Origin of the sequence: Vibrio glycogenivorans (genome assembly GCF_051660965.1) — a bacterium.
Lineage (GTDB): Bacteria > Pseudomonadota > Gammaproteobacteria > Enterobacterales > Vibrionaceae > Vibrio.
This window is the reverse complement of the sequence record NZ_JBPVIS010000003.1, coordinates 64436-77876: the sequence shown is the minus strand read 5'-3', so window position 1 is coordinate 77876 and position 13441 is coordinate 64436. Positions and strand designations below refer to the sequence as shown.

At 47.0% G+C, this 13441-nt stretch carries 11 protein-coding genes; 9 read left to right on the top strand and 2 right to left on the bottom strand.

Going from position 1 to position 13441, the window contains the following annotated elements:
- Window positions 1–151 precede the first annotated feature (151 nt).
- From ACSTTG_RS08780 to nfsB, 5 genes are all read left to right on the top strand, one after another.
- Entirely contained in the window at window positions 152–1633 is a 1482-nt protein-coding gene (locus tag ACSTTG_RS08780; protein ID WP_438474515.1) for an EAL domain-containing protein, read from the top strand.
- Between the two features lie 179 nt (window positions 1634–1812).
- Window positions 1813–2196, top strand: coding sequence for a hypothetical protein (locus tag ACSTTG_RS08775; RefSeq protein WP_438460896.1), 384 nt, complete (start codon window positions 1813–1815; stop codon window positions 2194–2196).
- A 145-nt stretch (window positions 2197–2341) separates the two neighbouring features.
- On the top strand, window positions 2342–3403 hold the full coding sequence (locus ACSTTG_RS08770; protein WP_438460799.1) for an efflux RND transporter periplasmic adaptor subunit: 1062 nt from the start codon (window positions 2342–2344) through the stop codon (window positions 3401–3403).
- A gap of 8 nt (window positions 3404–3411) precedes the next feature.
- On the top strand, window positions 3412–6498 hold the full coding sequence (locus ACSTTG_RS08765; RefSeq protein WP_438474514.1) for an efflux RND transporter permease subunit: 3087 nt from the start codon (window positions 3412–3414) through the stop codon (window positions 6496–6498).
- A gap of 139 nt (window positions 6499–6637) precedes the next feature.
- Window positions 6638–7291, top strand: coding sequence for an oxygen-insensitive NAD(P)H nitroreductase (nfsB, locus tag ACSTTG_RS08760; RefSeq protein ID WP_438474513.1), 654 nt, complete (start codon window positions 6638–6640; stop codon window positions 7289–7291).
- An 87-nt stretch (window positions 7292–7378) separates the two neighbouring features.
- On the opposite strand, the gene ACSTTG_RS08755 is transcribed toward nfsB, so the two are convergent.
- Window positions 7379–8572, bottom strand: a complete 1194-nt coding sequence (locus ACSTTG_RS08755; protein ID WP_438474512.1) for an MFS transporter — start codon at window positions 8570–8572, stop codon at window positions 7379–7381.
- 115 nt (window positions 8573–8687) lie between these two features.
- On the opposite strand from ACSTTG_RS08755, the gene ACSTTG_RS08750 reads away from it, so the two are divergent.
- Together ACSTTG_RS08750 and ACSTTG_RS08745 are read left to right on the top strand one after the other, a co-directional pair.
- Window positions 8688–9569 carry a LysR substrate-binding domain-containing protein gene (locus tag ACSTTG_RS08750; protein ID WP_438474511.1) on the top strand — a complete coding sequence of 294 codons (882 nt, stop codon included), beginning with the start codon at window positions 8688–8690 and terminating at the stop codon, window positions 9567–9569.
- Between the two features lie 83 nt (window positions 9570–9652).
- Window positions 9653–10261 carry a molecular chaperone TorD family protein gene (locus ACSTTG_RS08745; RefSeq protein WP_438474510.1) on the top strand — a complete coding sequence of 203 codons (609 nt, stop codon included), beginning with the start codon at window positions 9653–9655 and terminating at the stop codon, window positions 10259–10261.
- Between the two features lie 107 nt (window positions 10262–10368).
- Here ACSTTG_RS08745 and ACSTTG_RS08740 read toward each other — a convergent pair whose 3' ends face one another.
- Entirely contained in the window at window positions 10369–10695 is a 327-nt protein-coding gene (locus ACSTTG_RS08740; protein WP_438460805.1) for an Hpt domain-containing protein, read from the bottom strand.
- A 178-nt stretch (window positions 10696–10873) separates the two neighbouring features.
- On the opposite strand from ACSTTG_RS08740, the gene ACSTTG_RS08735 reads away from it, so the two are divergent.
- Window positions 10874–11230: a hypothetical protein gene (locus ACSTTG_RS08735; protein ID WP_438460806.1), complete on the top strand. Its 357-nt coding sequence runs from the start codon at window positions 10874–10876 to the stop codon at window positions 11228–11230.
- A 153-nt stretch (window positions 11231–11383) separates the two neighbouring features.
- Window positions 11384–13399: an EAL domain-containing protein gene (locus ACSTTG_RS08730; protein ID WP_438474509.1), complete on the top strand. Its 2016-nt coding sequence runs from the start codon at window positions 11384–11386 to the stop codon at window positions 13397–13399.
- The last annotated feature ends 42 nt before the right edge of the window (window positions 13400–13441 follow it).

Below are 13441 nucleotides of genomic sequence, written 5' to 3'. Positions count from 1 at the left end.
GTTTTGGATCTATACTAATATCGTTTTTTATAACCTAGTGACATAAGCAGGGCTAATGTCGATGAGATTTGGTAACGTGATGCCAACACAGACGTGAGTCCCTGTGTTGCCAACTTCAGTTGGATTCACCTATTTGTTAATTTGAGAAATCATGGTTGCTAAGAAATACCTTAAACCACAGCTTAAGGCTCAACTAGTTATGGTGTTAATGCCTTTGCTGGTCATTATGCCGTGTGCGGTATTTTTAGCATTGGGAAAAGTCACTGACTCGCTAGACCAGTTTGCCAGTGGCTTTGTACGTCGACTGGATACGATTATCCAAGAAGTGTATTTCGAACACCAACAGGTGATGAATAATCAAGAAAGTTGCGAGGCGCTGCGCGATGACCTGTTTTTCGACAGTACTTTTCGTGAGATGTTATTGGTCAAAGACGGTGTCGTTACTTGCTCTTCTCGCATAGGTGAAACACATGCAGATTTGAGCCACCTAGTTGGTGAAGGCGTTGCATCAGGAGAGTATCTTCATAACAAGGGTGGTGACCCTTCGCAAAGAACCTTAGTGATAGTAAATACATACCCAAACGATGCTAGAAGTGGGGTGTTGTCGGTTATCGAGCGGAATTACTTTGACCGCAATATTGGCAAAGGTGTCAGTGATGGTATCTATGGAGTAAAATTTCGTCTCGGTCACCAAACATATCCAGAATATGAGCACTTTGAATCTGACTTGGTGCATGTATTGGCTGACTCTGCAAGTTATGGTTACCAAGTTATTGTTGAAGCTAACCCGGCGTTTGTTCGCCACATGATGGTATTTGTTATGCTTCAAGCTCTATTTTTATCCTTGGTTATCTCCTTGCTATTGCTCCTGTGCCGCAAGGCACTTGAATATCGTAATTCCGTAGTTGACGATCTTAAGCGTGGGCTTGAGCGCAATGAGCTTTTTTTGGTTTACCAACCGATTGTCTCAAGTCAGGATGGCCAGGCAGTCGGTGCCGAGGTTTTAATCAGGTGGCAGCATCCAAGCACGGGAATGATCAGTCCGGAAGTCTTTGTTCCACTGGCAGAGCAATATGGTTTGGTTAATCGATTGACAGATTTTGTCTTACATCAGCTACAACGAGACCTAAATGAATTAGACAGCGTTAAGATAAATTATGTCGCGGTCAATGTTCCACCACAATATCTTCATCATCAAATCAACCTGGATAAGATATTGGAGACAAATAAACAGTTGCTTGAAATAGGTTTGAAGCTTTGTGTTGAAATTACAGAAAGACAGTTTTTAGATGGTGATGCACGCAAGGCATTAACGGTGCTTAAAGAGAATAAGATTAAAGTATCGTTGGATGATTTCGGAACCGGGCAAACCGCATTGTCTGTCATCCAAAAGGTCCACTTCGATGTGTTGAAAGTCGACAAATGCTTCATAGACAGTATTGGGGTTGATGCGGTCAATAGTCCCGTGCTTGAGTCGATCATTAACCTTGGCCATCGACTTAATGTTGAAATTGTCGCGGAAGGGGTGGAGACTCAGTTGCAAGCAGACTTTTTATCTGCCGCAGGCGCTCACTATCAACAAGGCTACCTTTTTAGTCGGCCACTGACAAAGTTTGAGCTTGCTAAGCTGTAACACTTAGTTATTGAATAAAAAGTAATTTTTTGTAACTGGTCAATTTAACCCTCTGTCAATTTATGGTTGAATTCTGTGCGCCAATGTTAGGATTCGGTCAAAGCACCAGTATACTGATAGTTTTATCATGTTCTTCTGGTAGGTTACGCGCTTTCTATTTTTCTCAGGAAAGCAGTGTGATGTATAAAAAATGTGCTTTAGCGTTAATGGCGCTTATGATGAGCTTTAGCTCTGTTGCAGCAACAGGCGTTGGCGTGATGGTTGGTGACCCGTATTGGGGTGTTGAACTCAAGCATAATGACCTGAGATTTAACGTGAGCCTTGACGACCAATTTGGTCTTGGTGCAAATAAAGTTTTTGGTGTTAACAATACACCTTTCTACTTATTTTTAGGTGGTCATTATGTCGACCGCAATAATAAATCACTGGCCATCGTACCCGGTATTGGTGCCGAGCTAGGCGCTAGGCCATTTGGTTTCTATATCGATCTGAGCCCAAGTGTGTATCTTGACGAACTTGATATCGAACTTGAGGCCCGAGCAGGTTTTCGAGTCTACTTCTAGGTCTATTTTACCTCAGGAGCGACCCTACATTACCTCTTGTTAACCAATTTATTAAATTGGTATTAAAAGTGTGAGCTTTGTTTCACCATTTTACGGAATTCCAAAGTACAATGGGATTCCGTTTAAATGTTTGGCAAAACTCACTATGAAAAAGATCGCGTTTTTTTCAGTCATCATCGCTCTCGGTGGCTGGGGGGCACACTACCTCAACAGTTCAGAACCTGAACCCATCAATAATAAGTTTCGTATTTTCACGGTGGACACTACCATCGTCGAACGTGGCACGCTTGATCGCAGCATTCACATAGTGGGTAACAGTTTTGCGCACAAATCTATCTCCATCACGCCAAAGAACCGCGGACGTATCAGTCAGGTTTTAGTCAAGTCTGGTGAGCACGTCAAAAAAGGGCAACTGTTATTTGCCCTCGATGACCGTTATGAGCGAGCGGAAGTTAAGCGTGAACAAGCCAATCTCAGTGATGTTGAGCAAAACTACAATAAACTGGTTAAGCTCTTACCGAATGGCGCGGTAACCAAAGCGGTTGTCGATGCCGCTTTTGCGCGGCTTGAGATGCAGCAAGCCGAGCTTGAAATAGCGTTGGTCAACCTTAAAGACACACAAATCACAGCGCCTTTCGATGGGCGACTCGGTCTGGTTGATATCAGTGTTGGTCAAAGGGTCGAAAATAGTACTGAGCTCACTACGCTTGATGATGCCGACCAGCTGCGTTTAAACGTTGCGATTCCCGCCAGCTATCTTCCTTATCTACGCCTTGGTAACACAACGACGCTGTCTCATGTCGAGAGCTTAACTCCAATCACCGCCAAACTGGATAGCTTAGATGGACGAGTCAGCAGTCAAACACAGAATATCCAAGCTCAGTTCAGTATTGATAACCAAACCGCAAAATTAACACCAGGGAGCCTGATGACGGGCGAGCTCCCCCTTGCAGCGTTAGATGTTGTGACGATACCCATCCAGTCAGTCATCTATCGCGGGCCAAATCGCTATGTTTACGTTATTGAAGACGAAGTTGCGCGTCAAAGACAGGTTACATTGGGTGAGCGCAATGGTGAAATCGTCGAGGTACGCTCAGGCCTTGAACTGGGTGAGGAAATAGTTTACCGAGGAACGGTTAAACTGCGTGATGGTGCATCAGTGGAAGTGCAAGAAACTGTGCAGCCGGACTTAACTGCACAGGGTTGAAATAAACGATGAAGTTATCGGATTTTTCGGTATATCGGCCAACATCGGCGTTGGTATTGAATGTGTTATTGGTTCTCTTTGGTCTGGTTGGTGCCAGTATGCTCACGATCCGCGAGATGCCAAGGGTTGATGCCAATGTCGTCTCAATCGGTACGGGTTATCGAGGCAGCGCCTCTTCAATCGTTGAGAGCCAGATAACCAAACCGATTGAGGATCAATTAGGCGGCATAGACGGTATCGATTTTATCTTTTCTCGCTCGGTTGATGGCTGGTCAGGCATCAACATTACCTTTAAGCCTGGGCACGACATCATGCAAGCGGTCAGTGATGTTCGAGATGCCGTTGGACGGGCGCGTGGTCGCCTGCCTCGTGATGCTGGCACACCAAACGTGCGCAAAAACAGCAGTGAGGGTGACCCCATCATGTGGCTCAACCTCACGAGTACCAAGCACGATAGGGTGGATTTGAGTGACTACGCGCAGCGGGTACTGATTGAGCGATTAAGTCTCTTGCCAGGGGTGAGCTCAATCAATACCTCTGGCGTTATCGAGCGGGTGTTGTATGTTGAGATCAATCCGATTGACCTTGCCGCCCGTGAACTGACCACCACCGATGTGACACGAGCACTGCGCGCGGAGAACATTCAGCTTCCGGCTGGCTACGTGCGAAATAATGCACTCAATCTGGTGGTTCGCCTCGAGCGTCTCTATCAGCAAGTAGAAGATTTTGAGCAGCTACAAATCGTCGAACGCGACGGCCAGTCAGTGATGCTGAAGGACATCGCCAATGTCTATGTCGGCGCCAAGAAGCAAACCACGACCTTTAAAGCCAATAACATCGATAGTATGGGGCTGGGTATCGTCCCAATGTCAGACGCTAACCCGTTGACCGTCTCCGATGCGGTGCATAAAGAACTCAAGATGTTGCAAAACTTCCTACCAGAGGGAGTGGCACTGGATGTGGACTATGACAGCACGCTCTTTATTCGCGAAGCCATTAAAGAGGTCTACATGACGCTCGCGGTTACGGCAGTGCTGGTGATCTCAGTGCTCTATTTGTTCTTGGGACGTTTATCAACCACGATAGTTCCAGCGATAACGGTGCCTGTTTCTCTCATCTCGGCATTTTCTGTCGCCTATATGTGTGGCTACTCGATTAACCTAGTGACCTTAATGGGCTTGATCCTGGCTATCGGTCTCGTTGTGGATGACGCCATCGTCGTTGTGGAGAATATCGTTCGTCACCGGCGTAATGGCGCGTCTGCCCTCGCAGCTGCTTATCAAGGCACCAAGGAGCTTAATTTTGCCGTCATCGCCACCACACTGGTGCTGATCATGACCTTTTTGCCGTTGATCTTTATGGATGGCAAGATGGGTAATATGTTCGCTGAGTTTGCGGTTATCCTCTCGGCGGCCGTCGGCTTCTCATCGGTTGCGGCTCTGACACTTGGTCCAGTGCTAAGTGAAAAGCTATTTAGCAAGCCACTAGAAGAGCCAAGTAAAGTTTGTCAGTGGGTTGAATCGGGAGTGAAATCGGCAGAGCAGTCTTACCGCGGCAGTCTTGAGCGTGTATTGCGTTGGCGCTGGTTCTCGTTTGTCGTTCTGCTCTTGTGTGGCGTTGGTCTGTATTACGCCTATGACAATCAACAGCGCGCCTTTGTTCCAGTGGAAGACCGTGGTCAGATAAACCTCGGCGTGTTTGGCCTAGAGGCGACCAGTTACGAGCGTATGGTACGCAGTATGGAGCTGATTAATGAGCGCCTGTTGCCACTGGCAAGCGAGGACGGTCCGGTTGAGAATCTCAACTACTCAGCGCCAGCCTTTGGTACTTGGGCCGACCATACGGGTTACTTTATTATCCGTCTCAAGCATTGGAGCGAGCGTAAGGAAACTGCTTCTGAGGTGGTGCAGGAGATCCGTGAGTTGCTTTATGACATCACAGACGTTCGGGCTAACCCTTTCTTACCGGGTTTTCGTGGCGGCATGGATAAGTCGGTCAACTTTGTTCTCCAAGGTGATGATTATGAAGTGCTATACGAGATAGCTCAGGAGCTTGAGCGAATCGTCCAAGCCAGTGAAATGATGCATGGCACGCAGCTTGATTATAACCCGACTACGCCAGAGATGGTGCTCTCGGTCAAACGCGAGGTCGCGCGTGAGCTCGGGGTAAGCATCACGGATATTGCCACGACACTGGATGTTCTGCTCGCAGGAGCGACGGAAACTCGCTACGAGGAAACGGGTCAAGAGTACGATATCTATCTGCGTGCCAACGAAGCTCAGTTTAATTCCGCTTCCGACTTGAGCAAAGTCTACATTCGCTCAAGACATGGCGAACTCATCTCACTGGATACTTTAGTCTCTTCACGAGACGTCGCGTCGGCGCGTGGTTTGTTCCACTATCAGCGTAAAAAGTCGATCAGCCTGAAAGCCAGTTTATCACCGGGTGTTACCCTTGGTGAGGGTCTGCACTTCCTTGAAGAGGAGGCGAAGAAGCTCTTCCCACCAGGCTATACCTATGATTATGCCGGGGAGTCAAAGGATTACTACGATAACCAAACTGAGATATGGTTGATCTTCGTCTTGGCTCTGTTTGTTTCGTACTTGGTACTTGCTGCGCAATTTGAGAGCTTCACCAGCCCAACTATCGTTATGTTAACCGTACCCATCGGTTTGCTTGGGGGGTTGACCGGGATCTTAATCGCCGGTGAAAGTTTCAACTTGTATTCACAGCTTGGCATGTTGATGCTGATTGGTATGGCGACTAAGAACGGTATCTTGATTGTTGAGTTTGCCAACCAGCTTCGAGATCAAGGGCAGGAGGTGAAAGAGGCGATCACCAACGCGGCTCAACAGCGTTTGCGCCCAATCCTGATGACGGCTTTGACGACATTACTTGGCTCACTTCCAATGCTCTTGGCATCTGGTGCGGGCTCAGAGACACGTTATGCAGTGGGTGTGGTGATCTTCAGCGGCATGTTGTTAACCACAGTGGTGACTTTGTATGTGATCCCGAGTCTATACTTGCTAATTGGTGGAAAGAGCTTATCGCCAGAAGCGCGTGTCGCTCATGTCGATACCGCGATCGCACGCTGATAACCACAATGTGATCGGGCTAGGTTTTCAACTAGATAACTTGACGTTTTCATCGTGAACACAGGGTATTTTGCTACTATGTGCTCACGATGAATCTGCTGCAGTACCGTAGCAAAGATGACCTTTCAGGAGTTTTGGTGTGGAAATAGTTAACATCGCGAAGTCTCGTCACGCGACGAAAGCCTTTGACAGTTCAAAGAAATTGACTGAAGAGCAGGTGACAGCCGTCAAAGAGTTGATTCGATTGAGCGCCTCAAGTGTCAACTCACAGCCGTGGCACTTTATCATCGCTGGCACCGATGAGGGTAAAGCAAGGGTTGCCAAAGGCACACAGGATGGGTTTGCCTTTAATGATGCCAAGGTCAGAGCGGCCTCACACGTGGTGGTATTTTGTGCCAAAACCTCGATGGATGATGACTACTTAAAAGCACTCTCTGATCTCGAAGAGAGCGCTGGACGTTACCCAAGTGAAGAGGTTAAGAACACGGTGAATGCGGGTAGGAGTTATTTTGTTGGCCTGCATCGCAATGAGCTTGGTGATGTCGAACATTGGATGCAAAAACAGGTTTACCTAAATGTGGGTACCTTATTGTTAGGCGCCAAAACACTCGGCCTCGACGCCGTGCCAATTGAAGGATTTGATGCTGAGAAGATTGATCAGGAGTTTGGCTTACGCGAGCAAGGCTACACGTCCGTTGTATTAGTGGCGCTTGGCCACCATTCTGAGCAAGATTTCAATGCGAGCTTGCCTAAGGCGCGTTGGTCACAAGAGCGCGTTATCACTGAGTGTTAGGCGTTCAATACAAGATCGCAGATGATTAGCAAAAGAAAAGGCGGGTTAATACCCGCCTTTGTTGTATTTGTCAGAATACTGTGGTTTTTAAACAGTTACTTTCACCGTTGTATCAGCAGAGGCAGAACGCTTGTCGAGCGCGCCACTGAAACGTGTCAGCATCAGAGCCAAGACCACAATAATCGCGCCAACCCAAGGGGTGTTCATTAGTCCTGTTTCAGCAACAATAACACCGCCGCCCCATGAACCAAGTGCGATACCGACATTAAACGCCGCGATATTGAGACCCGATGCAACATCAATGGCATTCGGTGCATACTTCTCAGCCAGTTTGACCACGTAAACCTGTAGCCCTGGTACATTACCAAAAGCAAATGCACCCCAAATTAAGATGGTCGCTACCGCGGTAATTTTATTGCCAGCGGTGAAGGTAAACATCAACAAAATCGCTGCAAGCAGGGTGAAAATAATGGTTAATGCTTTAATTGGGCCCGCTTTATCAGCCAGCTTACCACCCCAGATATTACCCACGGCGACTGAAACGCCGTAAACCAACATAATCAAGCCAATTGCGGTCGATTCAAAACCTGAAACCTGCTCTAGAATTGGCGCAAGATAGGTAAAGGCGGTAAACGTGCCTCCATAACCAAGAGCGGTGATCAAGTAAACCAGCAGTAGTCGTGGTTGAGTTAGAACCTTCATTTGATCGACAAGCTTAGTTGCTGGTGGCTGCTTTAGGTTACTTGGTACCAAGATTGCGCTACCAATAAGAGCAATGAGACCAAGTAGAGCGACGATCAAGAAAGTGGCTTGCCAACCAAAAGATTGCCCAATGTAGGTTCCAAGGGGCACGCCAGTCACCAAGGCAACCGTCAAGCCAGTAAACATAATCGCGATGGCACTTGCCGCTTTTTCTTTGGCCACCAGACCCGTTGCAATGGTTGAACCTATAGAGAAGAACACACCATGGGCAAGCCCGGTCAGAATACGCGCGACAACCAAGGTTGTATAATTCGGTGCCTGCCAAGCAAGCAGATTACCCAAGACAAACAGGCTCATCACGGCAAGTAGGACACGCTTGCGTGGCCATCGACCAGTAAGAGCGGTCAAAACGGGTGCGCCAATGGCCACACCAAGCGCGTAAAGGCTGACAAGTAGTCCAGCAGAGGGTAGTGAAACATTTAGATCCGATGCCATAGTAGGGATCAGACCAACAATAACGAACTCAGTGGTGCCGATGGCAAACGCGCTGAGCGTAAGAGCAAAGAGTGCTAATGGCATAATAGTATCTCGTTGTGTGAGTGAACGGGGCGCATTATGCTTAGATCTTCTTTTGTCAGAAACAGTAAAAATGACAAATGACCTTTGTTATATTTGCAATAAAGGGGGAGGGGTGATGAGAACACGTTCAGATGATTTAGAGATATTACTCACCGTTGTCGATAGCGGTGGGTTTTCTGCTGCAGCAGAGCAGATGGAGATCCAAGTTGCCAAAGTCTCACGAGCAGTCAGCCGTATAGAGGCACAACTCGGCGTGACAATCCTAAATCGTACCACACGCCGGGTGAAACCGACCGAAGAAGGCCAGCAGTTTATTGAGCGAATCCGCCAGGCGTTGGGGCAACTCGAAGCGGCGGAAGAGGAGGTGATGACGAGAGGGTTGACCCCACAAGGGCGATTGAGAGTCGATGCGGCGAGTCCTTTCATCTTTCATCAACTCGTTCCTCTGATTAAGGCATTTAAGACTGAGTATCCAGATATCGAGCTTGAGTTGACGTCGAATGAGGGTTTCGTTGACTTACTAGAAAAGCGGACTGACATTGCGATTCGTATCGGCAAGCTCACCGACTCTACCTTGCACGCAAGAGCACTGGGCAAAAGTGAATTATTTATTGTAGCCTCGCCCGAGTATCTGGCCGCTTGGGGTACACCTCATCACAGTGATCAATTGGCTGCACACCAATTGATAGGGTTTTCCGATGTAAAGATCCTCAACTATTGGCCAATCGACGGGGGAGTTATGATCACCCCTTGCTTTAGCGCCAGTAATGGCGAAACCGTGCGTCAAATGGCGTTAGATGGCAATGGTATCGCGTGTCTGTCGGGGTTTATGGTGAAGAAAGATATTCAAGCAGGTAGGCTGATTGCCTTATTCGAGCAGCAAAAGATGACGGATACTGGGCGCGAACTCGTCAATGCGGTGTACTACAAGTCATCCAATGTTGCGCGTCGAATTACCGCATTTATCGACTTTATCCAGCCACGATTGACACTGTAAGTGCGTGATGTCGCTCGTTTGGGAATGGCAGGAAAACGCCTTTAACACTAGATTTATTACATCACCCGCAGACAAGAAAGATCATGTCCCAACACACAGATATCGATTTAGACAGCGTACAAACCATGGCAAGGGTCCTTGGGTCGCTGTTTTACTATCCACTAACGGATGCCAATAACCAGGCTCTAATACGTGCGCTCTCGTACGCGTCTGAGTGCGGTGGGAGCGTGTTCAGTGATTGGTCGAACACCGTCAATCGAGAGTTACCCGATACCCTAGAGCAAGACTTTTTCTTGTTGTTTGAGGGTGGGGAGATCTTGGTCGCCCCGCCATGGGGATCGCTGTATCTTGAACAGAGTGAGTCTCCGATAGGGATCAGCACGCTCAAGTATCGCCAGTTTTTGAGAGATTACGGAATCGAGGTAAATACAGGGGCGGATGATCCTGAAGATCAATTCGGCTTAATGCTGTTTGCCGTGAGCCAACTTCTTGAGCTGCGTTACGATGTTGAAGCGGTCAAGCACTTGTTGGGACAATTTCTGCTCCCGTGGTGTTATCGCTATCTAGAATTGGTTGAGCGTAATGCGTTATCCAAGAGCTACCGCGAGCTCGCCTATTTAACCAGGCAATGGTGCCGAGTTGTACAAGAGGTTATGTCGGTCGAAGTTAAGCCCTTAATGCTGTATCGATAAGACACAACCATAGAAGGTTGACCTTTCTTGGTTAGAGCTTTGAGAAAGAAGCAAAGTAGCTTGATGGTGGTTTGCTACTTTGCCATAAGTATCTTTTAGGTTGGCTGTTAGGCGAGGTACTCGTTCATCTGTTGCTCAATCTTCGGCAGTTCGCTGAGTACCTTGGTTAAATCTTCCTGGCTAGAGAGATTGCCATCGCGAGCGGCCTCTTCAAGCTGCTTCAAATTTGCCGTGATATCGGATTCACACAGGTTGTTTAGCGTGCCACAGAGAGTGTGTGACAAGAAAAACAGCTGTTCAAAGTCACCCGTGTCGACCTTCTCTTGCACCTTCTTCTCAGCTTGTACGTGATCATCGAGATAGGCCATAAACAGTGCTTGAATAAGCTCCTTATCACCGTCGAACATTTCTTCTAACTGAGTAATATCAATCATTGCTTTGTCCCTACTTAACAGTCCTAACAGGTAAGTTAGGATAGATTATTGGAAATCAAAATTTTCTTGCAGGTGGCTTGCTGGTAATCAAATAACGAGTTAGTGATAGGCCTATTAATTTGATTTGCGCGGGTTAACTCCTAGATTATTTTCAAGCCACACTGGTTAGGAAATATTCATGTATAAATATGTCGACTCGCCCACAGCAACTCACTATATAAAGCCCCCTCCTAAAGGGCGAGCCCTTTCTTGCGAAGATGTACCAGAAGCAGAACTTGAAATGCGCGAAATACTTTTAGCCTGGCTGGAGTTTGGGTTGGAACCAATTTTGAACACCTCACCCGGTGAGTTGGGTGATATCGAATCACAGCGTTTCTACGACATGAATGAAACGGTATCTACCTTATTGAAAAACAGTGACTATTATTGTGCCGCAGTGAGAATTGTTGATCAGTGGCGGGATGACACAGTGGCGAAAACCTATGCCAACTATTTGTTGGTGATAAATCAGAAATGTGAAAGCCTCGAGTACTAACCTCGCTTACTGTGCTTTGGGCCTGAGAAAACTTGGCTGCAAACAAAGCCAATCTCGCTGAAACTGCATCTAGAGGTTATTTGGATATACGTGATTGATTGATATTAGTTATCTCCTAAAATTACATAAAGTTGGGTAAGCTTAAGGTAGGTTATGGACAGCCAGATTGCTTCTTTAGTCGGAAAGAGCTTTAAGTGGGTACTCGACCTATCCACTTGGTCGCTGTTCATTGCAAGCGGAGCGTCGCGGGCAGGCTTTGAGTTTCGACTCAGTTTGCTCGATGTCTTTCGTCACATTTCCCCGGTCAGCAGAAAAAGACTAAGAAACCTTTTACTCCATCCAAATAATGATGGAGTCGCGAGGGCATCTTTTATTTATCAAATCGACGACGTGCGCAGCTGTATTGTCTATATCGAGCACCAGGGTAATCACCAAGGGCAGGTGAATGGATTGGGAAATGTTCAATCGGTTATTCCTAGCCAGGTTGGCTCGGAGTGGCTGCTACAGACCTTACTCAATGACCAGCGCAAAAGCGTCATCATTGCCGATGAAAGTTTCAATATCCTGTGTGTTAACCATCGATTACTCAATAAATTTGATGTGAAAGAAGAGCAGATCTTAGGTCTGCCAGTTTGGATATTGAGCGCTGGGGCGTCCTCTGCCCAGAGTATCCAGTCTGTGCTACTCGATAACCGCGATAAGGAGTCATGGGGAAGTGTTGCAGAGTTTGCCAAATCAAATGGGGAATCTAGCGTTCAAGATATTGACGTGCGAGCCATTCGCTGGTCGGCAGATAATCAAGTTTACGTGATTAATCTACATGAACTTAATGGCTTACAACTCAATTTAACCGACAGTGAACAGGTCAAATGGCAACCAAGCTTTGATTTGCCCAGCAGGCAGGCCATTATTGAGCGAGTCGAGCAGGGCTGTAAGGACCAAGTGCTGATGGTGGCCTGTATCAGACCAAACTTTTTTAAGTCGGTTAGGGAAGAAGCGGATAGGCGACTCTCTTTGGCACTGAAGAAGCTCTCCATACCTTTGGTCATGGGGCGTTTAGAGAGTGGTGTGTATTGCCTAGTCACCAAGTTATGCCCAAAGAACTTTCAGGACACCCACGCGGTGACCAAGTTGTTGCGCCAGCTTCGCAAAGAACTCAAAAGCAACGTTCATGACTTGATCTATCGGGATATTGTCAATGGACATTGGGGCATTGATATCTATGGTATTGACAATAGCTCGTTGGATAAGGTGATAGAACGAGCGCTGCAGACTATGCGTGTCCACGATAGGCGCAAAACACCTTATGCATTTTTTAATCGCCAATTGGTAGAAAAGGCGAATACTGACCAGAAATTAACCGCGGCTGTATTGGAAGCCGTGAGGCTGCGAAATATAGACGTTGCTTTTCAACCGATCGTGAATATATCAACAGGCCGGATCCATCGCTTGGAAGCCTTGTGTCGATTTACTGGTGGTGGGAAAGAGTATTCGGTTCAGAAATTAATCGATACCGCGGAGAAAATTGGTGTCGTGCATGTGCTGGATAAAATCGTTGCGGAGCGAGCCTTACATGGAATGAAGAAAATTCGAGCTAAGTTTCCAACGGTTCATCGTTTATCTCTTAACTGCTCACTCAAAGAGAGCGATGAAAAGCTCAAGTGCTTCGATGAGCTGTGCACGGTGATACAAAAGCACAAGCCTGAGAATATTTCAGTAATGATAGAGATCACCGAGTCGGCTTATTTCGATAACAGCTTAATGGACTCAGAGCAGGTGATGAATGCGCGCGACAACGGCATTGATATCGCTGTGGATGATTTCGGCTCTGGGAACTCATCATTTCAATACTTCAATGATATCAAGTTTGATTGTATCAAGATTGATCGCAGTTTTATCTCTGATATTGACAGCGTGAGACATAAGTATTTAGCGGTAAAAATGCTCACTGAACTTGCCCACGAGTTAGCGGTGGATGTCGTCGTGGAGGGAGTCGAAACGCTCGCCGAGCTAAAAACACTCGCGGCACTCAAGGTTAAGTATGTGCAGGGTTATTATTTCAGTAAGCCGTGCAGTTTGCAGCAGATACTCGAGTGCGAAAGCATCAATGACGTGATTGACCACCCAGAATATGCAGTTGATCTTATTGCAATTAGTGTAATTGAATAATGAAAATCGCTTGTGATTGTTAGGAAAAATCTCGTAAGGTAA

Coding starts and splice junctions, on each gene's coding strand:
- ACSTTG_RS08775 (WP_438460896.1), top strand. CDS start 1,813: ATGTATAAAAAATGTGCTTTAGCGTTAATGGCGCTTATGATGAGCTTT.
- ACSTTG_RS08770 (WP_438460799.1), top strand. CDS start 2,342: ATGAAAAAGATCGCGTTTTTTTCAGTCATCATCGCTCTCGGTGGCTGG.
- ACSTTG_RS08730 (WP_438474509.1), top strand. CDS start 11,384: ATGGACAGCCAGATTGCTTCTTTAGTCGGAAAGAGCTTTAAGTGGGTA.
- ACSTTG_RS08780 (WP_438474515.1), top strand. CDS start 152: ATGGTTGCTAAGAAATACCTTAAACCACAGCTTAAGGCTCAACTAGTT.
- ACSTTG_RS08750 (WP_438474511.1), top strand. CDS start 8,688: ATGAGAACACGTTCAGATGATTTAGAGATATTACTCACCGTTGTCGAT.
- ACSTTG_RS08755 (WP_438474512.1), bottom strand. CDS start 8,572: ATGCCATTAGCACTCTTTGCTCTTACGCTCAGCGCGTTTGCCATCGGC.
- ACSTTG_RS08735 (WP_438460806.1), top strand. CDS start 10,874: ATGTATAAATATGTCGACTCGCCCACAGCAACTCACTATATAAAGCCC.
- ACSTTG_RS08765 (WP_438474514.1), top strand. CDS start 3,412: ATGAAGTTATCGGATTTTTCGGTATATCGGCCAACATCGGCGTTGGTA.
- ACSTTG_RS08745 (WP_438474510.1), top strand. CDS start 9,653: ATGTCCCAACACACAGATATCGATTTAGACAGCGTACAAACCATGGCA.
- ACSTTG_RS08740 (WP_438460805.1), bottom strand. CDS start 10,695: ATGATTGATATTACTCAGTTAGAAGAAATGTTCGACGGTGATAAGGAG.